This window comes from Acinetobacter sp. Tol 5, assembly GCF_019702905.1.
In the GTDB taxonomy this organism is placed as follows: domain Bacteria; phylum Pseudomonadota; class Gammaproteobacteria; order Pseudomonadales; family Moraxellaceae; genus Acinetobacter; species Acinetobacter bereziniae.
Genome location: NZ_AP024708.1, coordinates 3,178,444 through 3,199,851, shown reverse-complemented (window position 1 = coordinate 3,199,851; position 21,408 = coordinate 3,178,444). Strand labels below are relative to the sequence as shown.

At 37.9% G+C, this 21,408-nt stretch carries 15 protein-coding genes and 1 pseudogene; 10 read left to right on the top strand and 6 right to left on the bottom strand.

Annotation, left to right across the window (positions count from 1 at the left end):
* Positions 1-259: 259 nt before the first annotated feature.
* The 4 genes and pseudogenes from TOL5_RS14885 (at position 260) to rnk (ending at position 5,902) form a co-directional block, all read left to right on the top strand.
* Positions 260-1,567 carry an alpha/beta hydrolase family protein gene (locus TOL5_RS14885; RefSeq protein WP_151781500.1) on the top strand — a complete coding sequence of 436 codons (1,308 nt, stop codon included), beginning with the start codon at positions 260-262 and terminating at the stop codon, positions 1,565-1,567.
* A 1,067-nt stretch (positions 1,568-2,634) separates the two neighbouring features.
* Positions 2,635-3,854: pseudogene (locus TOL5_RS14880) on the top strand (alpha/beta hydrolase family protein).
* 160 nt (positions 3,855-4,014) lie between these two features.
* On the top strand, positions 4,015-5,268 hold the full coding sequence (gene glyA, locus TOL5_RS14875) for a serine hydroxymethyltransferase (protein WP_004831563.1): 1,254 nt from the start codon (positions 4,015-4,017) through the stop codon (positions 5,266-5,268).
* Positions 5,269-5,497: 229 nt separating this feature from the next.
* Positions 5,498-5,902, top strand: a complete 405-nt coding sequence (gene rnk, locus TOL5_RS14870; RefSeq protein WP_004831562.1) for a nucleoside diphosphate kinase regulator — start codon at positions 5,498-5,500, stop codon at positions 5,900-5,902.
* Positions 5,903-5,979: 77 nt separating this feature from the next.
* Here rnk and TOL5_RS14865 read toward each other — a convergent pair whose 3' ends face one another.
* The gene (locus TOL5_RS14865) at positions 5,980-7,512 is read right to left on the bottom strand and encodes a DUF4139 domain-containing protein (protein ID WP_009586203.1); all 1,533 of its coding nucleotides are present in this window, start codon (positions 7,510-7,512) and stop codon (positions 5,980-5,982) included.
* A gap of 277 nt (positions 7,513-7,789) precedes the next feature.
* Here TOL5_RS14865 and TOL5_RS14860 point away from each other — a divergent pair, with 277 nt between their 5' ends.
* The 3 genes from TOL5_RS14860 (at position 7,790) to TOL5_RS14850 (ending at position 10,593) form a co-directional block, all read left to right on the top strand.
* Entirely contained in the window at positions 7,790-8,287 is a 498-nt protein-coding gene (locus TOL5_RS14860; protein WP_042086648.1) for a chorismate--pyruvate lyase family protein, read from the top strand.
* 17 nt (positions 8,288-8,304) lie between these two features.
* Positions 8,305-9,183 (top strand): 4-hydroxybenzoate octaprenyltransferase, encoded by an 879-nt coding sequence (gene ubiA / locus TOL5_RS14855; protein WP_009586209.1) that lies wholly within the window; start codon positions 8,305-8,307, stop codon positions 9,181-9,183.
* A gap of 183 nt (positions 9,184-9,366) precedes the next feature.
* Positions 9,367-10,593: an alpha/beta hydrolase family protein gene (locus TOL5_RS14850; protein ID WP_221260455.1), complete on the top strand. Its 1,227-nt coding sequence runs from the start codon at positions 9,367-9,369 to the stop codon at positions 10,591-10,593.
* A gap of 68 nt (positions 10,594-10,661) precedes the next feature.
* Here TOL5_RS14850 and TOL5_RS14845 read toward each other — a convergent pair whose 3' ends face one another.
* From TOL5_RS14845 to TOL5_RS14835, 3 genes are all read right to left on the bottom strand, one after another.
* Positions 10,662-12,020, bottom strand: coding sequence for a nucleobase:cation symporter-2 family protein (locus tag TOL5_RS14845; protein ID WP_139419499.1), 1,359 nt, complete (start codon positions 12,018-12,020; stop codon positions 10,662-10,664).
* Between the two features lie 157 nt (positions 12,021-12,177).
* On the bottom strand, positions 12,178-13,356 hold the full coding sequence (locus TOL5_RS14840) for a YbfB/YjiJ family MFS transporter (RefSeq protein ID WP_042085119.1): 1,179 nt from the start codon (positions 13,354-13,356) through the stop codon (positions 12,178-12,180).
* 163 nt (positions 13,357-13,519) lie between these two features.
* The gene (locus TOL5_RS14835) at positions 13,520-14,104 is read right to left on the bottom strand and encodes a flavin reductase family protein (protein WP_042085122.1); all 585 of its coding nucleotides are present in this window, start codon (positions 14,102-14,104) and stop codon (positions 13,520-13,522) included.
* Between the two features lie 195 nt (positions 14,105-14,299).
* On the opposite strand from TOL5_RS14835, the gene TOL5_RS14830 reads away from it, so the two are divergent.
* On the top strand, positions 14,300-15,691 hold the full coding sequence (locus tag TOL5_RS14830; protein WP_042085124.1) for an L-cystine transporter: 1,392 nt from the start codon (positions 14,300-14,302) through the stop codon (positions 15,689-15,691).
* 62 nt (positions 15,692-15,753) lie between these two features.
* Here the strand turns inward: TOL5_RS14830 and TOL5_RS14825 are convergent, their stop codons facing one another.
* The gene (locus tag TOL5_RS14825; RefSeq protein ID WP_046761277.1) at positions 15,754-16,554 is read right to left on the bottom strand and encodes a hypothetical protein; all 801 of its coding nucleotides are present in this window, start codon (positions 16,552-16,554) and stop codon (positions 15,754-15,756) included.
* 188 nt (positions 16,555-16,742) lie between these two features.
* Positions 16,743-17,057 (bottom strand): hypothetical protein, encoded by a 315-nt coding sequence (locus tag TOL5_RS14820; protein WP_035301323.1) that lies wholly within the window; start codon positions 17,055-17,057, stop codon positions 16,743-16,745.
* Between the two features lie 220 nt (positions 17,058-17,277).
* On the opposite strand from TOL5_RS14820, the gene TOL5_RS14815 reads away from it, so the two are divergent.
* Positions 17,278-18,108 (top strand): PhzF family phenazine biosynthesis protein, encoded by an 831-nt coding sequence (locus TOL5_RS14815; protein WP_221260454.1) that lies wholly within the window; start codon positions 17,278-17,280, stop codon positions 18,106-18,108.
* Between the two features lie 480 nt (positions 18,109-18,588).
* Positions 18,589-21,363 carry a M16 family metallopeptidase gene (locus TOL5_RS14810; RefSeq protein ID WP_151781064.1) on the top strand — a complete coding sequence of 925 codons (2,775 nt, stop codon included), beginning with the start codon at positions 18,589-18,591 and terminating at the stop codon, positions 21,361-21,363.
* The last annotated feature ends 45 nt before the right edge of the window (positions 21,364-21,408 follow it).

The window sequence follows — 21,408 nt, the reverse complement described above, 5'->3', positions numbered from 1 at the left end:
CTCATTTTTTAGTTTAAAACCAACTTAATCTACTTTTTTTAAATATTTTCTAATAAATATCAAAATAATGGCTATCGAATATCGCTTGCAAATTTATTTTAATAAGATAATTATAGTGTAGATTATCTTAATTATTGGATTTAAGGTAATTTAAAAAGAATACCCCGCCAAAAGCTAGGTAATTGAATGATCAGTGCGGATAAATTGGAATTATGCACACTGAAGTATTAAAACAAGATAGGCAACAAGGATGAAAAAAATGAAAAGAAATACGCTTTGGATATTATTAGCAAGTTCAGTTGTATTTTTAACAGCATGTGGAGGAGATGACAATAATGATGGAGGTCCATCTACCACATCAAATGTAGACATCAATAATATTCAAAACCCTGTGGTGGGAACACCTGCTGCATATAAATATATTAAAGAAGATGCACCACCGAATGCCGCAGACAGTGTAATGATGACTTATAAAATGAAAGGCATCAAAGGAACTGAAACATTGGCTACCAGCTTGGTTTTTACCCCAAAAACAGCACCGCCTGCAGGGGGATGGCCAATCGTAGTATGGGCACATGGTACAACGGGTGTCGCAGATAGTTGTGCACCGAGTGTTAACAAATTGACGATACCAGGTTTGTTTGGTCCAGGTGATCCAACGATTAAAAACATGATCGATAGCTTTCTTAAAGAAGGTTATGTTGTTGTTGCACCTGACTATGAAGGTTTGGGAGAGCCTGGTGATAAAGAACTCCATCCTTTTCTAAATGTCAAAAGTGAGGCTTATTCAATTACGGATGCAGTGGTAGCAACCAAAAGTTGGTTACGTGATAAGGTCTCTAATAAATGGGCAGTAGTGGGGCATTCACAAGGCGGGCAAGCGGCATTGGGTGCTGCTCAATATGCAGCACGCGCCAATATGGACTACAAAGGGGCAGTGGCGGTTGCTCCTGCGTCTAATTTAAAAATGATTGATAGTTTAATTCAATTTAAGTTAGAAGGGTTGTCCGATAATATGCTGGATGAAAATGGAGATACAAATCCTGAATACGAACGTAAAGCCCTAGGTTATGTTGCTACGGATGGGTTTACCGCATTGATTGCTGCGAGTATTAAAACTACTTATGGGATGGATGGTGTATATAGTAAGGTCTTTAAGTCACCCACCGATAAAATTGCAGAACAAGCTGAGTCTTTATGTGTGCTTGAGTTAGGTTTTGAATTTGCGCGAGGAATAGGGGAATATGCTGAAGCAAATAATGGTAGTATAAAAGATTATCCACGAAGAGCTAAGGGCTATATGGATGATCCGATCGTCAAACAATTTTTGGAGAAAGATTCACAGCCTCTTCAAGTCTTGGTTAAAACACCAATCATTATTTATCAAGGTGGTGCAGATACATTGGTGTTGCCTCAGGCAACAGACGCATTGGTGGCGCAAGCACGAGCATTAACCACAAAAATTGATTATCGAACCGATCCAAAATGGGACCATGGTACCGCTTATAGTGTAAATGCTAAAAACGGAAACTTATTGGCGGATATTAAAACACTGCTATCAAACTAATCCTTGAATATTGATCATTATTGTTTTTAAATTTTGCCACTGTTCAATCAAACAGTGGCAACTTATGAATAACTCAACTTGCTTTATCCATTCAATGCAACATGATGAGTATCTTCATTCATCAATAACGTTGTTAGCATCCTCATTTGTCTAATATATGCAAAGGCAGGGGGAAATCCTCAGGTTTTTTAGCAATCACTTTTATAGTTTTCAATTTGTGAAATAGTTAGTTTGTGAAAAGATTGAGTCAATCTATCTCTCATTGTCCTGTAGTCAAATTTTTTTAAATATTTAAATCAATAGGGTATGCATTCAACATTTCTTGAGTATTCATACCAGTGATTTTTTATTTTAATCACTCATGTCGGATCAACTTTATGTTTTTTTACAAATTTTATAAAATTTTTGTGATTCATTTATTCTGTACTTTTACACCAAGAATGGTCTTGCTATCGCGAGGTGACATGGATGTTGCCATGTTGAGTGAGGTTATATGCGTATATGAGCAAAAAACAAAGCACTACCTTTTTTGCATCGCAAGAATATGGTTAAACAAAAAATGGGTTAAGCAAAGTGAAGCATCATCTAGGTAAATTTATTTAGGCTTTAGATGTACAGCATAACAGTTTGGTCAGGGAAACTTCACATCATTCAAAACGATCTTTATTGCATTGATTTTATTGATCAAGAGAAATTAACTTTTGCGGCATGCATTTTTCAACAGATTGGCGATATGCTGTTGAATCTTATTCTGTGAAAAAGCCAGCGTCGTTAAAATAAGATTGAAATTTTAAACGAATCTTTAAGCTACTTTGATATTAATTTTATAAACAATAAATAGCCATTTCTTGGCAGTTTAGATTTCTATATATTGTTCAATATGTTAACAATAAACATGATGCCTTGTGTGGTGTGATGCCATTATTGGTGATTTATTCAGTTGATTCATCCCTTAAAAATAATGACTAAAAGACTTGCCTAACATATTTTTTTGACGTATTCATGAAATACTTATGCGTAATAAGTGATATAAAATATTTAAAAAATTGTGTTTAAGGATAAATCACATGAAAAAGAATTTACTGACAGTTTTAATTATAAGTTCTGGGATCGCTTTAACAGCATGTAATAACGGTGATGGAGGGAGTTCATCTGGAGCTTCTCCAGATAATACAGATGTCAACACGATTGCCAATCCTGTTGTGGGAACACCAAGCGCATACACTGCAACTGACTTCTCCACTGTGGCAACGGATAGTGTCGTGATGACCTATAAAATGAAAGGTATTAATGGTACCGAAGTACAAGCAACCTCACTGGTCTTTACACCGAAAACTGTAGCACCAGCAGGTGGTTGGCCAATCGTGGTTTGGGCACATGGAACAACAGGCGTTGCAGATCAATGCGCACCAAGTCGTAATGTGATGAATGACCATATTAAAGGCATGATTTCTAAGTTTCTTGCAGCAGGCTACGTGGTGGTTGCACCTGATTACGAAGGCTTGGGCGAGCCTGGTGGTAAAGAATTACACCCATTTTTAAATTTAAAAAGTGAAGCTTATTCGATTACTGATGCGGTAGTGGCGACACGTAATTGGCTAGGCAGTAAAGCGTCTAATCAGTGGGTCACAGTTGGACATTCTCAAGGTGGTCAAGCAGCATTAGGCGCTGCGCAATATGCGGCGCGTGCAAACCTAGACTATAAAGGCACCGTCGCTGTTGCACCAGCTTCACAATTGAAATTAATTTTAAGTGTTGGAAATCTTTCAGTTGAAAATGCTACACCAACTCAGCAGATACCTGTTTATGCATCTTTAGATACCTTTACTGCATTAATTGCTGCGGGCTTACGCAATACAAACCCTACTTTAGACTATAGCCAAGTATTTAAAGTACCGACGGATGCAATTGCAAGAAATGCAGAATCAAGCTGTGATCTTGGAACTCAATTTGCAGGGGCTATGATGCAATATGTTGGTAGCAATGGTTCATTAAAGAATTATCCAAGAACAACTGACGGATTTATGACCCTAGCGCCTGTACAAAAATTTTTAAATGAAGACTCACAACCACTACAAGTTCAAGTCAAAACACCTGTAGTAATTTATCAGGGGGGGCGGATACTACTGTACCCAAAATTGCGACAGATACTTTATATGCTACCGCAAAAGCATTTGGTACACAGGTTCGCTATATCCCTGAACCTACTTGGGATCATAGTTCTGCGTATGTTTTAAATATTGATAATATTGTTGCAGATGTCAAAGCTATGTTTGCAGCAAAATAACGCTTTAAACTGCCATTATCAAAAAAATAGCTAATGTACGATACATTAGCTATTTTTATTTAAAACAGAGCAAACTTCATTCTGTTTAATTACAAACTTCATGCTACAATACGCGCAATCTTAGCACGGCTTAAAAGCCCTAATTCATAGGACCTCGCTAATGTTCGCCAATATCTCTATTTCTGAATTTGATCCAGAAATCGCTCAAGCAATTTCTCAAGAAGATGCCCGTCAAGAAGCACATATTGAGTTGATTGCATCTGAAAACTATTGCTCACCTGCAGTAATGGAAGCACAAGGATCAAAACTCACTAACAAATATGCCGAAGGTTATCCTGGTAAACGCTATTATGGCGGTTGTGAATATGTAGACGTGATCGAACAATTGGCGATCGATCGTGCTAAAGCATTATTTGGTGCTGACTACGCTAACGTACAACCTCATGCCGGTTCTCAAGCAAACTCAGCAGTCTATCTTGCACTTTTAAACCCAGGCGATACTGTTTTAGGAATGAGCTTAGCGCATGGCGGTCACTTGACCCACGGTGCAAAAGTAAGCTTCTCAGGTAAAACTTATAATGCAGTGCAATATGGTTTAAACCCTGAAACTGGTGAAATTGACTACGAAGAAGTTGAACGTTTGGCTGTAGAACACAAGCCTCGTATGATCGTTGCTGGTTTCTCTGCGTATAGCCAAATTGTTGATTGGCAACGTTTCCGTGATATCGCGGATAAAGTTGGTGCATATTTATTTGTTGATATGGCGCACGTTGCTGGTTTAGTGGCTGCTGGTGTATATCCAAGCCCAGTACAAATTGCGGATGTAACAACGACAACTACGCATAAAACTTTACGTGGTCCACGTTCTGGTTTGATCCTTGCTAAAGCAAATGAAGAGATTGAGAAAAAACTTCAATCAGCTGTATTCCCAGGTAACCAAGGTGGTCCTTTGGTTCATGCTGTTGCGGCAAAAGCAATTTGCTTTAAAGAAGCAATGACACCTGAATATAAAGAATATCAAAAACAAGTGGTTGTTAATGCTAAAGCGATGGCTGAAGTGTTGATTTCACGTGGTTATGATGTTGTTTCTGGTGGTACAGAAAACCATTTATTCTTGTTATCGTTGATTAAACAAGATGTGACAGGTAAAGATGCTGACGCATGGTTAGGCGCAGCGCATATTACAGTGAATAAAAATGCTGTACCAAATGATCCACGTTCTCCATTTGTTACTTCAGGTATCCGTATCGGTACACCTGCAGTAACCACTCGTGGTTTTGGTGAAGCGGAAGTGCGTGATTTGGCAGGTTGGATTGCTGATATCCTAGACGCTAAAGGTGATGAAGCGGTAATCAAAGCAGTACAAGCTAAAGTTGAAGCGGTATGTGCTAAATTCCCAGTTTATGCAAAATAAGCATTGACTTGAGAAAGCCTCCTCTCAAGGAGGCTTTTTTTATGGTTGAATAAAAAGCAGTAATATACGACTAAATATCTGTTATAAAAGAAATCGGTGATGAAAAGCTATGGATTTCAGTTTATATCTTGCTTTGTCAATTTAGTTGGCAAGCGAATTGATGTATAACTGTAAGATCGGCTTTATCAATACGCTTGTGGTAATGCAATAGTGCAAAGGAATTCGGTACATGACTAAACCCAATATTATTATTTCAGAACAGGATTTGCATCGTTTGGAAACGATGTTAGAACATCAGTCAAAGTTGACGATCACCATGCAACATTTAGAAGAAGAATTGGCACGTGCAGAAGTGGTTGCACCTGATGCCATTCCAGCAAATGTTGTGACCATGAATGCAAAGGTGCTGATCACGATTGCACCATCAACAGAAGCAACTGAAATTACACTGGTTTATCCACATGATTTCCGTGGTGATAAAGGGCAGGTCAATGTCATTGCTCCTGTTGGCGCCGCTATTTTAGGTTTGGCTGAAGGGCAAGAAATCGAGTGGCCGCAACCCGATGGACACTTAATGAAAGTTAAAATTGAAAAAGTATTGTATCAGCCTGAACGTGAGGGTGACTATCTTTAGTCTTTGCTGAATGAGCATGTTGCAAATCAAAGCCCAGTGATGACTGGGCTTCATTATTTATGGTAGAGAAGAGAATATTAAAAACCAGAGGTTCTACCTTTACTTGGATATTTAAATTGGTGTTGTACATCCAACTTATAACTTTGCTTTGGATTTAAATCCACTTGCCATAAGTTGATATTCGGTTGTCCATTCCATTGGGTCGCCGTTGGGGGAATGCTATAAGTTGAGTGAGTGGTCAGTTTTCCATTTTGACTTTGTGGCTCAGATTCAAAAATAGTGACTTGAATTGGATAGTTATGTAAGTTTTGCACAGAATATTGCTGTTTCTGTGTGGTTTCTGACTGTGTCCCTTTGACAGGGTTTTTCTTGTCTGACAAGTCAGTGACTTTGATTTGGATTTGATCATCGGTTCCAAAACTCATTTGTAAGTTTTCATCTACACTGTTGTTCCAAGCTCTTTGCCCGATATAGTCGCCGTCACGATAGAGTTTCACTGTACCTGAAGGCCAATTCTGATCCAGTTTTGCAATCTCAGCATTAATCGTTGCCTGGGTACTATTTTTAGGGATTGCCCATACGGAAAGCTTTGCTGCATATTGTTCTGTGCTTAAAGGTAAGAATATTTGCTGTTGGCTACTTGGAATAGAGGCTTTGGTTTCTGATCGAAATTCAGTACTAAAGTTTAGATCGGCTGCTTGGAATTGTGGAAACTGGGGCGCTTTTTTGGCACTTTTTTCTTTTCGGTCATAGCTCATTTCAGCCATTGGTGCAGGAGCAATAGCATAAATAGGGCGTACAACAGGTTCTGGCTCAAAATAATTTACCCACCATTGTTGTGGTTGGACTTGTTGAACATAGTTTTGCGGTGTTGCCGTAGACAGTGCCAGCTTCACATTATTCCAGTCTTCACCTGTTTTTTGAGCAATCATTGCCATACGTGTGAGCTTAATTTGCTTTGTCTGGGTATCCAATTCAGCTTTATAAATTGGTTGCCAACGTGCATAAGGCACCATATAACTGATTTTAATTTCACCCCGTTGTGGTGCATTGACATAAAATTTAAGGGTTCTTTGATTAAATTCACTGTCACCAATGGCGCTTAAATCTTGTTCCAACTCATCTAAACGTTGCTCAAGCTTTTCTTTTTCGATCTTGGCTTGATCAATGGCGATAAACGCTTCATAAGCTTGCTTACGAACTTTAGGTGCAGAACCTTCGGTCACATTGCCCAAGAATTTATTCTGAAGCTCAGCAGCTTGAATAATTGAATTTTGTTCTGAAATTTTCTTTTTAATCGCGTCGATATGGTCGCGTAACTGTGAAGATTCATTGCCAGCAGGCTTATCTAATGCACTGTCAGTGTGAGAAACTGCATTCACTTCGATATTACTACTTTGATATTGCAGTTGGTCGATATTGAAATTGGCAGCCAGTCCACTCAAGCTCACCAACTGTTCCCCAGCCTGCACAGGAATGGTTCGTTCGATTTTTGCCAATGTTGGGTATAGAGTAACTTGTTGGATTGGAGAACTGGATAAGTTGAGTGCAAAGCTATAAGTCGAGGGAAGACACAGTAAGCTAAATTTTAGCGCAGTTTTTATATTCATTTATGCTTGTCCTGAAATCATTACAATTGATTTTAATTTATAAAATGTAGCAGAAATCAAGGTAAATCAAAACGAAAATAGTTAAGTCGTACTAAAAAAGCCCAATGTTTGTGATGCTTTATCACTGATCAAGAGATTTATTGAAAATTAAGTTCTTTTCGAGTGGATTTAATTTTGATTGATTTTTCAACTAATTCTGAACATTTTAAAGATCAGCTCAAACAAAGTTAAAAATTTCAGTTAAACTGAGGCATCCAAAATATGGAAGGGGTGAACATTGAAACAATCATGCGCAATACGGGATCATAAATTTCCTCCTGAATTAAAAACATGGTTGTTTGCACAGGGTTCCCTGACCCAGCAATTGACAGATGCGGCAGGTGGTATTTTTAAAGTCCAGCCCATCCAAGAGCACTATCAAAGAATGACATTGTTAGACAGTCAATGGATGTCAATGCCTCACCAACATACCTCATGGGTGCGAGAAAGTTACTTATTTGGTTGTGATGCACAACCTTGGGTTAAAGCAAAAAGTATTTTTCCTATTTTAAGTATTCACAGCAAAGCACGCTTGTTTAAACATATCCGTACCAAACCAATTGGAAAGTTTTTGTTCCAAAGAACCAATCCTTTATGTGAAAGACGTGTTTTAAAATTAGCAGAAGGTTGGACACGCCAAAGTTGTTATACTTGGCATGGTTGTAAATTTATAGTTCAAGAAACTTTTTTACCTGCTTTTGAACAATTTTTACAACAACAGCATATTTCAAAATAGTGTACTGAAGGACTGTCATGGCAATAGCGCAACAAACCACATGGAAACAACGGTTAGAAGCATATTATTATCTATGTCGTTTTGATAAACCTATCGGAACAGAGTTGGTATTTTGGCCAACCATGTGGGCATTATGGATTGCTGCGGAAGGAATCCCGGATATTGTTACTTTGATTGCGATGGTCTTAGGGACAATTTTTATGCGTGCGGCAGGTTGTGCAATCAATGACTTTGCAGATCGTAAAGTCGATGCCCACGTTGAACGCACTAAAAACCGTCCTCTTGCAACGGGTGTAATTTCGGCAAAAGAAGCAGTTTGGGTTTTTATCGGGTTGGTGGCTGCAAGCGCCTGCACTTTATTTTTTTTACCGATTGCAACATTTTATTGTGCGTTAGCAGGTTTGCTTCTGGCATTTATTTATCCATTCATGAAGCGTTATACCCATTTACCCCAAGTGGTGTTGGGAATGGCATTTTCATGGGGAATTCCCATGTCTTTTACTGCAATGGGCAAACCTTTAGGTTGGACATGCTGGTTACTTTATTTTGGCAATCTCGCTTGGACCGTGGCCTATGATACGCAATATGCCATTACAGATCGAGAATATGATTTAAAAATTGGGGTGAAATCTACAGCTATCCTGTTTGGTCGCTATGATATAGAAATTATTTCATTATTGCAGTTGAGCAGTGTGGTATTGATTGGTGCAGCGCTGTATTTGGAAAATATTCTGATCCCAATAGGACTGATTGCATTGTTATTGGTTTCAGGGGACTTTATTTATCAGTGGAGTAAAACCAAAGATCGTGATCCACAAAGATGTTTCTGGGCATTTAGGCACAATCGTTGGGTTGGACTGATTATTTTTGCAGGCATTTTTATTGCTCTCATTTGATTTGGTTAAAGCTGATTGAGTTTGATTTAAAGTGTGATAAATCACATAAATTAAAATTAATTATTTGTATTTCTATATTATTTTACTCTTTGGTTAAAAGCATTCTAGCAAGATGCTTTTTTTTATGTTTAATTAGAGGGGAACACGGAGCTGTTCAAAAAAGAAAAATTTGAGGAAAGGGTAATGAAAGTATTATTTAAACGGACACTATTGGCTATTACTTGTGGTTCAGCATTATTTTTAAGCGCATGTAATGATGATGACAATTGGGATAATTGGAATAGTAATAAAAGTTATGTATCGGAAAGTTCATATAATTTAGATATTATGAGTGAAGCATCTTCAGTCAAAGTCATGACCTATAATATGCCGAATGTTTTAGGGGAAACTAAAAAAGCCACAGCCATGGTTTTTGTGCCTAAAACAACAAGACCTGCGGAAGGTTGGAAAGTTGTAGTATGGGAGCATGGGACGGTAGGTGTAGGTGATAGCTGTGCGCCAAGTAGGAATGGCTTTAAAACAGGTTTTAAAGCTATGGCACAAAGTTTATTAAAAGAAGGCTATGTGGTGGTTGCACCTGACTATGAGGGCTTAGGAACACCAGGTATGCATCCGTATTTAAAACTGAAGAGTGAAGCAAATTCAGCGATTTATGCGGTCAAAGCCTATAAAGATCATTATGGTAGTCAGATCAATGGTCAATGGATGTCCGTGGGGCAGTCTCAAGGTGGTCATGCTTCTTTAGGAACAGCAGAACTTTCCAATAGTGATACCAATTATAGAGGCGCAGTAGCAGGTGCACCTGCTTCAAGTTTAGGCTATATTATTTCTGAGGTAGCACCACAAGCGATTCGGAACCTTCTTCTCGCTGGTAAAGTTGAGACAGCAATTGATGTCTATGCTGAATTATTAGCCTATGCCGCTTATACCACAGTAGGTGTCACTGCCTATGAACCTCGATTTAATTATCGAGAAGTTTTCAAGGATCGTTCTAAGTTGATTGTAGAATTGGCAGAGGGCACAACGGGTGAAAATGGTTCATGTCTTGAAGATTTGAAGGGTAAATTTATTACAGATATTCGTGAATATTTGAACACGAATAGCGGTAAAACTGTTTTAGACTATCCAGGGCTTATTGATAACTTCCAAGAAAATTCAACAGTAAAAAAATTCTTAGTAGACAATCAGCCTGCAACCAAGAAAATTAATACACCTGTGATGATTATTCAGGGTAAATTAGATATGGCAGTACCTTATCAAGTGACTGAAAAATTACAGCAAGACTTAAAAAATATGGGTACAGATGTGACGTTCTTACTTGTAGATGATCAAAATCATACAGGAGCAATTGTTGCAAAGAATGCTGAATTGGTTGCTTTTATTAAAAAGCATATGCCAATCACAAAATAATCTTTTAATGATTAAATGTAGTTATTGATATAAAAACAGAGCTTCAATAGAAGCTCTGTTTTTATAAATTAATGTGTCACAGTTTGTACAGACTTTACTGGAGCTTTCACCGACCTTTTACCAAAGGACAGATGATTAAAGAAGATATTTAGCATGACTGCTGCGATACAGGTCGTGGTAATCCCCGAGTGAAATAAGGTTTGTAATACTTTGGGGAATGCATTGAAAAACTCTGGGCTAATCAACGGAATTAAACCCGCACAAATTGAAACTGCTACAATGATTAAATTGGACTGGATTTGATAATCGACTTTAGAAAGTGTACGAATCCCGCTTGCAGCAACACTACCAAATAAAACAATACCCGCTCCACCCAGAACAGGCATCGGAATCGCTGCGACAATACGACCAAAAATAGGCAATAAACCCAAAACCACTAAAATTGCTCCACCTGTTGCAACCACAAAACGACTTTTCACACCTGAGATAGCGACCAAGCCAACATTTTGTACAAAAGCACATTGCATAAATGAACCGAATAAGGGGGCAATCGCTGAAGAAAGCATATCGGCTCTTAAACCATTTGCGAGACGGGGACTGTCCATTTTTGTATCTACAATTTCACCAATCGCCAATAGGCTGGCAGTAGTTTCAGTCAGGATCACAATACTGACAATACACATGGTCAAGATGGCAGACATTTCAAAAGTAGGAAGACCAAAGGCGAACAAATGTGGCAAAGCAAACAGCTCACCTTGAGTTACTTTAGAAAAGTCGGCAACGCCTAAAAAGATGGTGAATATCGCACCGACGATAATCGCAATCAATACTGCCAGACGTGCCATGGTTGCTGTACCAAAACGGCTGACCAAAAGTAGGATCGTGAGTGTGAATGCTGCAATTCCAATATTTTCTAATGAACCCCATGAGGGTGCTTTGGGATTTCCACCCATAATCCAACGAATGGCAACGGGTAACAGTGAAATTCCAATAATTGTAATGATGGAACCTGTGACAATCGGTGGAAAGAAACGCACAATTTTTGAGAAAAATGGAGCAATCAACAAACCAAAAATAGAACTGACAATGACTGCACCAAAAATTGTTTGAATATTACCGCCTGTAGTACCAATCGCAATCATACTTGCCACGGCAGCAAATGAAGTGCCCTGTACTATGGGCAGTTTTGCACCAAACCATTTCACTCCTAATGTTTGTAACAACGTAGCTAAACCACCAACAAGAATCGAGGCAGTAATTAATAGTGCAATTTCGGCTGCATTTAAACCAATGGCTGTCCCTACTACCAATGGGGCAGCGATTAAACCACCATACATGGTGAGTACATGTTGTAGACCAAAAGTCAGGTTTTTTCCTAAACTTAAAACTTCATCTTCAGGTTTGATTTTGTTAATTTCAGCGCTCATATGAAACCTTCATGAATTTTTCATCAATGGTTTAGATGAGCAATTTGTATGCCAAACGGTAAAATATGAATAGGTTTGGTTCTGCATGCGCAGCGAATGGCTTAAACGTAGGATGATACGTTCAATATTAAGTCATCATCCTTCTAAAAATCGTATTTTATGCCTGCGATTTAAATTTCATTCGGGTATAGATAAAAAATTGTAGTGTACCTATCAACAGCACCCCTGAAGCGAGTATGAATTGTTGATAATATGAAACACCCCAGTGTTGCAATGCGCTAAAACATAAACCACCAATCAGTTGAGTAATGGCAAATCCTAGCGTTGCGATACTCCATAAATTTTTATAGGCTGTATGATAAAGATTGAGAATCGTATAGGAGGTTAAGAACACCACAGCTGGATTGAGAAGCCCTGTAAAAAATGAGGAAATATAAGTAAAGATCGGATGAATAGAAAAGACTGCGACCAAAATTGCAACGACATAGATACTATATAATATTTTTAAGGCAGTAAAATTTCCAAATTTTCGTGCCAATAAGTAAGCACTGATCGCCCCCAAAGCACTGCCTGAACCATAAAGAATCCAGTTGAAATTAATCAGGTAGAGGTTGAGGTGTAAAGTGTTTTTTAGATAATCAATCCAAAATAATGAGTGTGGCACATAAGCAAAAGCACTACATGCATATACGATTAACACACTCAGATAAATACCATCCATCGAGCTGATAGAATTGTTATGGGTACTTGTTTGGTGTAAATAATCTTTAAACCCGTGTAAAAGATAGGCATTTATTAGGCAAATCAGTGCTGAAAACCCAAACAAAATCATCCAAGCTGATTGGGTACTGATTTGATCTAGATAGGGTAAAAACAAGGTAGCTGAAAGTACACCAATCCCAATACCACTAAAACCAATAAAATTGATACTCAAGCGTTCATCAGCTCGACAACAATGCGCCACAATACTGGGTGCAAGAATCATGATTAAGCCTCCACTAATGCCTGAGATGATTCGCCAGAATACATACCATAGTTCAGAAAAACCTGAAAATGCACAACTGAGTAAGCTGATTGCACCTGCACAGGATGCAAGTACAAGATAACGAGGCATATTGGCTGTGTGTGGGAGTTTCATCGACCAAAAGGCACCGATGAGATAACCGAGTAAATTAGCACTCCCCAATATACTGGCAAAACTACTATCCCAGTGGTAGGCGAGTCGGGTAGTGGGCAATAATGCGGTATAGGAAAATCGCAATATACCAATCGCTAAACAGGTACTTAGACAAAGAAAGACACTCAATTGAAGTTTATTTGAAACAGTCCTGTTCACTTACATATCATCCATTTTTCACTCAATTCACCATAAGGCGAATTGAAAAAAATGACAATAAATAATCAATATTTAGTTTAAGAATAATCCATCAATTGGTAAAAAAGACAATACTGAGCCCAACTGAATGCCTTTAATACTCGAACTCTGGTTACAATAAAAATTAGGGTTGAATGAGGTTGGCATCGACAGGGTCACCAATGGTGTAATAATGCCCACCTGCAACATGATGCAAACTTTTCCACTCGGCATCTACTTCATGGTAATACCAGTGCCCATTGCGGAAAACTCGGTCGTCTGCATAAGCCGCGATTACCTTGCCAATAAATAAATCATGTTCCTGCTGATTGTGTGGTTCTGGGATCAATTCACAGATCAGCCAAGCCGCACAGCCTTCCACTGCAGGCAGATCAAAACCTTCAAACTTGAATAAGGGGGTCTCACAATGTGACAGTTTTTCTGGATCGTTGAATTGACTGATTGAACCCAGTTGTTGCACCAGTTTAAGTTGCTTTAAGGTGGGAACTTGTAAAATGAAATAACCTGATTTTTCAATTAATAATCGTGTTTTTGTGCTTTTGTCTAAAACAACAGTTACTTTTGCAGGTACGAGCTCCAATGCACATGCCCATGCAGCAGCCATGACATTCTGCTCATGTTCATACTGCGCAGACACCAGTACGGTTGGACCATGATTTAATAGACGATATGCTTTTGAAAGCTCAACAGCTTGGAGATGTTGATTCATATTACAACCTATATTGAGGGCTTATTCATTATTTGCACATGCTTATATGAAATTCATATGAAGCAAATAAGATGATGTTTTTATTGTTGATTATGAGCAACAAAAAAATATCAGTTAAATCGCTAAAAGTGCTAAAGGCTATTGGATATTTCACAATAAGTTTATAATAAAACGATCAAAACTATTGGAACTCGAATGAACTATACGCTCATTTTGAATATTGTCATATTCATTGCCTTAATCATACTGTTAATGCAAACCAGAAAGACCGATTGGAGTCTGGCTAAAAAAGTGTTTGCAGGTTTGTGTTTGGGTGTTGTATTTGGGCTTGGATTACATTGGGTTTATGGTACAAATTCAGCAATTTTAACTGAATCTATTCAATGGTTTAACATTGTTGGTAATGGTTATGTGAAACTGTTGCAGATGGTCGTAATGCCATTGGTTCTAGTTTCAATATTGAGTGCTGTGATCAAACTACATAACGCTTCATCACTGGGTAAAATTAGTCTTATCAGCATTGGTACATTGTTGATTACTACATTTATTGCAGCATTGGTTGGTGTTTTTGTCACCAATCTTTTTGGTTTAAGTGCGGCAGGTTTAGTACAAGGTACACAAGAAACAGCGCGACTTGAAGCAATTCAAACGGATTATATTGGTAAAGTCACTGACTTAAATGTGCCAGATTTCATTTTATCATTTTTGCCGACCAATCCATTTGCAGAATTGACGGGAGCTCACCCAACTTCAATTATTAGTGTGGTTATTTTTGCAACCTTATTGGGCTTGGCTGGTTTAAATCTCATTAGAGATGATGCTGAAAAAGGGCAACGTATTGTCAGTGCAATTGATACTTTACAAGCTTGGGTCATGAAACTGGTTCGCTTGGTCATGACGCTTACGCCTTATGGTGTATTTGCATTAATTACAAAAGTGGTGGCAAGCTCGAATGCAGCGGATATCGTCAATCTAGGTGGTTTCCTTGTTGCTTCTTATCTGGGCTTAGCCATCATGTTTGGGGTACATGCACTGATTTTATTATTCACTGGTGTTAACCCGATTCGTTTCTTTAAAAAGGTTTTACCTGTACTGACTTTTGCTTTTACCAGTCGTTCAAGTGCAGCCAGTATTCCTTTAAATATTGAAGCACAAACACGCCGTTTAGGGATACCTGAGTCAATTGCCAGTTTTTCAGCATCGTTTGGTACGACCATCGGTCAAAATGGCTGTGCAGGTTTATATCCAGCAATGCTTGCGGTCATGGTTGCACCGACTGTCGGGATTAACCCACTTGATCCTGTTTGGATTTTGACTTTGGTCTGCGTGGTAACACTCAGTTCAATTGGTGTTGCAGGTGTCGGTGGTGGTGCAACTTTTGCAGCGCTGATTGTATTACCCATTATGGGGCTACCCGTCACTTTAGTGGCGTTGTTAATCTCAATTGAACCTTTGATTGATATGGGACGTACGGCTTTAAATGTCGATGGCTCAATGACTGCTGGTGTGGTAACCAGTCAATTGATGGGGCAGACAGACCAATCTATTTTACTTTCAGATGAGCAAGAAGATTTGCAACATAGCTGATCATTTTTTCTCGATTGTCTGAGTTTTAAAAACACCTAAATTTTATTTAGGTGTTTTTTTATTTATTGATCCATCATTTCATATATTTTATTGATTTTAAGCATATATTTTTTAGTTAATCGACTTTTTGATAAATTTGCTTTAAGAATTTTATTGATCTGCTGATGCTTTCTCTCAGCAAGCTTTGCAAGCAAATCAAAGCCGAGTAAAGGATCTGCAGCAACAAATACACTGAGTACGTATTCCAAACTTTTCTTCAATGTTTTAAAGGCTTCTGATTGATCTATTGTTTGATGATCAGACGGAAAAATATCGTTAAAGATTTGTTCACATAGATTTAAACAATATACAGTGTTAGCTGCGGTTGTTAAGAGAGGAGGGTGAGCAAGAGTGACTAAAATTCCTCTTTTTTCTAGCAGACTAGAATCAGGATATATCTGTTCGAACCATTTTTTGATAGTTGAAAAATCTTGCTCCCCAATAATTTGGCACGCCATTGCTGCGGCTTCTCGAAGTCTCCAACGTGAATCATTCATCATGGTTTGATTTTGATTTAAAATGATTTTTTGATGAGTTGTGTCTTGAGAAAAATAACTCTGAGATAATCCGAGTAAAGCACTGAAAGGTAAAATTGTTTCGCGCGAATTACCGTCAGTTGATGTATTTAATAACTGCTCTAAAAATTCCCATAAGCTTTGAGATATTGAAATATTTGCAAAGCATCTGGCAAAGCTATAGCTCAGTTCTAAATTTGCGCGAGGTCCAGGTAAATTTGAGTGTGCTTTTAGATACACTTCGACTTGTTCGAATTTTGATTGATTCAAAAGTATGTTTAACTCATCTAAATAACGAGATTGCTTCATACATTTACCCCATATATCAAAGTTTAAATTTCTCAATACACTCAATGGATTCGATCAATTGCCTATACTGAAGAGGGATATACACATAAAATATAACTCCAATTTAATGCATTGATGCTTAGAAAGCAGTGATAAAGAATATGGAGTCATCGTCTCTTGTAAATTTATGGTGTTAATTTTAGAGTACGCTATCGCGATGCTTTATTACATTCTGCCAATTCTTTAGATTTTTTTGTCCAAATTTTACCCGCGCTATTTTTGTAAAAATTAATTTTTCCAATACGGGAGACCAAGCTTTGACATGAGTCAAGCGATAGTTGATTGCCCCATGGACCAGTCATTCGACAAACAGAACCATCACATTTCCAAACCACATTTGGACCGTTTTCGATGGGAACGGTAACTTTTCCTTTATGTGTTGTTCCTGCAATCCAAGTGGTATTGGATGCACTTGCCCAAGGAGAAAAGAGTAAGCAACAGGTGATTACGATGCTTTTACACATTGTTTGGGGATTCTTCATTTGATTATTCTTCATTATTATTGCCTATTTATTGGGATAAAAAAATTATTCACCTGAAATACTATAATGAAAATGCTCGTTTTGTGAATGAAAAGTTTCATGAATTAAATATCTATATTCTGTACCCATTTTTATGCTTAGATTGTATCTGTAATCATTTTTTTGCTTGACTTAGAATGTGTGAAAATAAGGAGTCTCTGTGATGAAAATGTACCAAGTTGATGCTTTTACACAACAATTATTTAAAGGAAATCCTGCGGCAGTTTTAGTTTTAGACGAATGGCTTGATCATGCCTTGATGCAGAATATTGCCTTAGAAAATAATTTGGCAGAAACGGCATTTGTAAAAAGAATCGACGATGAAAATTATCAGATTCGTTGGTTTACGCCAAAAGTTGAAGTGGACTTTTGTGGACATGCAACATTAGCATCAGCATTTGTTTTATTTAAAGACTATACGTCAGCCAAAACAATTCGTTTTCATGTGAAAGACTTAGGTATTTTTACCATTCAACAAGCCGATGATGGTAAGATTCAAATGAACTTTCCAATACGCAGACTGCAAAAAGTTACGGAATATCCTGAATTACTGAATCATGTGATTGATAAGCCTTTTAAAGAAGTTTATTTAAATGCTCAGGCTTATATTTTGGTCTGTGATTCGGCACAAGATGTGATTGATGCTCAAGCAAATTTGGTCAACATTACACGTATTGCAGAGGAATACAGTGTGAGTACAGCATTGACCGCAAGTTCGGGTGGTTTTGATGTGACCATCACTGCCGCTTCTGATCAATATGATTATGTTGCTCGCTATTTCGCTCCACACAAAGGAATCAATGAAGATCCTGTGACAGGGTCTATGCATACGGGTTTAGCGCCATTATGGGCTGAAAAATTAGCAAAAAATCAGTTAATTGGTTATCAGGCTTCTGAGCGTGGTGGAACATTATTTTGCACTCTTCAAGCAGATAATCGTATTGAAATTTCTGGTTATGCCCAGCTTTACATGCAAGCTGAGATCGTGATTTAAATAGACTGAATTGTATAGTCAATCTGTTGAAAAATTCATCCAGTTGAATATCATTTCTCTTGATCAATAAAATTAAAGCGATCAATATATTGTTTGATGATATAAAGCTTGCACTGCCACGCTTTAGCTCTAGAGTTTAAATTGTTTTGCGTAGGCGATACTTTACTTTTCAGAGATGAAAAGTAACAAAAATCTTCCGTTGAGCGAGGGGTACATCCTAATACCCCCGCTCAACATGGCGACATCCATGTCGCCTCGTGATAGCAAAACTGTTTATGATTCAAAAGTACAAAATAAATGAATCATCCAAATCACTTGTATGAATAATCAGGCGGTTTGACTATATTTATTCAGAAATGCTTACAAAAGCCGTTGAAATAAACGGCTATTTTTTCAAAACTTAACTATAAATTATGTTCAGAATTTTTTAAGATGTCTCACTTATAAATGTTTAAAATTTAAAAAATTCTGGATTCTTTTATGCTTATGCGGTTGAAAAAACTCACATTCTCTCTCTGTATTCTTGGTTTCAGTGCGTCGACATTGGCTCAAACTGTTCTGGTTAAATCTGATCATAATATTGAAGAATATAAGCTAGAGAATGGCTTTCGGGTTTTACTTGCGCCAAACGACAAAGAAAATAAAGTGTTTATGAACACCGTATATTTAACGGGTTCTTTAAATGATCCACAGGGTAAAGGTGGTTTGGCTCATTTACTTGAGCATTTGGCTTTTAAAGGCACGCAAGATGTGAAAGGTGAAGAGTTTCAACGCCGTTTAGATCAATACACGTTGATGACCAATGCCAGCACAGATTATTACTCAACCAAATATACCAATATTATTCGCCCAGACCAAAATATCTTAAATGAAGTGATCTACTTAGAATCACAGCGTATGGATAAATTGGTACTCCAAGAAAAATTTGTTCCATCTGAAATTAATATTGTCATGCGTGAACGTGAAGTGCGCATGGATCAGCCTTTTGCTGTATTAATGGATCAGATGTGGAAAGCAGCTTATGGTAATCAATCTTTAGGACGTTTACCTATTGGTGACTTATCTGAACTGCAATCGATTAAAATGAGTGAATTAAATAAATTCTATAAAGATTGGTATGCACCGAATAATGCGGTCATGGTGATTTCAGGTAAATTTGATAAGGCAGAAGTTTTAAAAGCGATTGATAAAAATTTCAGCCCGATTTCTGCACGTCAAACCCCGCAACAAGCTCAAGTGCCATTATTAGATTCTGCAAAAATTAAAAATCGTGATTTCACTGTGAAAAAAGGCAGCGATCTTGCCAAATTCAATATTTATATGAATGGTAAGAATGAGAAAATTCAACCAGCACTCGCACTTGCTCCTTATCTCTATACTTTGCAACCGAGCGGTCATCTCTACTCAAGTATGGTGGAAACAGGTATTGCGACCAACGTTCAGTCAACAACATGGTTAGATGATGATTTTAATTTGGTGTTTATGGGGGCAATTTATGCACCGAATCATGACGCTAAGAAAATTGATCAATCCTTGATTTCTGGTGTGGAGCAGAACCCAAGCTTTAATGATGTCGAATTAAAACGCGTTAAAAACTTAATTCAGAATGCACACGATAACCTAATGAGCAGTGCAACTGCTGTAGGAGGCATGTTAAGTGACTATGTGGTGACTTCTCATGGTGATTGGGCGCAATATTTTAAAGATCAACAACGCATTCAAAATTTGACAGTGAATGAAACCAATTCAACTTTAAAGTCGTTCTTCACCCAACAGCATCGTTTCCATGGTGATATTCAACCTACACCAGAAGATCAGAAAAAAGCTTTAGAACAAAAACAAGCAACTGAAAAACCGAAAACACTTGATCAGCAGGCAGCAGCAGTTGAACCATTGAAAGATGTCAGTGTTTACCAAGCTGAAGTTGCTCAGTACGTTCAACAGTCAAAACAGTACTTAGAGGCGACAGAGAAAAAGATTCAACGCGGAACATTGAAAAATGGAATGCAATATGCTTTGTTCCCAACCTCGACACGTGATGATAAAACCTATGCGACCATTGAGGTGAATTTTGGCACAGCAGAGGCTTTAAAAAATAAATCGCAAATTTTAGATTTTATGGCTTATTTATTGTTGCGCGCATCCGAGCAATATAGCTTACAGAATATTGCAGATAAAACCATTGAGGCAGGCGGTGATGCAACTGCAGCGGCCATCGATAATGGGATAACCATTCAAATTTCAGCGAAAAAAGAAAAATTTGAAGATTTCTTCAAATATATCGTTTCTGTAATGAAAAATCCTAAATTTGAACAATCACAATTTGATCTGATTAAATTACAGAGTCTTTCGAGTTTAGACCGTCCCTATACTGAGCCAGAAACGGTTTCCTCTTTAACAATAGCGCGTCTATTGGAAACCTATCAACCAGGAGATTTGCGTTATCATTTTGAACCTGAATTGGCAAAACAGCAGATTCAGGCAGCGACCAATCACCAGGTGATTGACCTGTATAAAAAGTATTTTGCAATGGATCACGGCTTCATTTCTGTGACAGGACAATATGATGCCAAAGCTATGCAAAAGTTACTTAATCAACAGTTTGGGAATTGGACGGGTAAACAACCATACCAACGCTTATCGACTGAATTTAATACTTACAAAGCACAAAAAGTGCATGCACTGTCAGAACAACGTGAATTTGGTAGTTATCAGGCATTACAGACTTTACCTGTAGGTGTAGACAATAAAGATGCAGCCGCATTAATTGTGTTTAGTTATATTCTTGGCGATTCCCAGTTATCTTCTCGTTTAGGACAGGAATTGCGTGAGAAGAATGCCTTGGTTTACGGTTTTGGCAGTCAACTTAACTTAGATTCTTTCAATGATGCTGGAGCTTTATCGATCGAAGCCAATTACACCGCAGGAAAATCTGCTGAAGTATCACAAGTGGTTCGTAAGGTATTGCAGGATTTACTCACTACTGGCGTGACTAGTCAAGAGTTGGAAGCGGCAAAAGCCAATATTATGAAGCAGCGTGTAACCTCATTGGAAGATGAGCGGATCATTCATCGTATGCTTAACAGCCAACTTGAACGCAATAAAAAAATGGATAGTCGTGGTTTACGTGATCAAGAATTTGCCAAGCTGACTAAGGCTGATGTTGATGCTGCGATTAAAAAATATATTAAACCAGAGCAATTGGTTGAAGTCATGGCTGATCAATATGGGCAAGCTCAGAAAGGTATAAATTGATCGCCTAAATTAAAAATTAGTTTGAGTAAAGTATAGGGTCTGTGA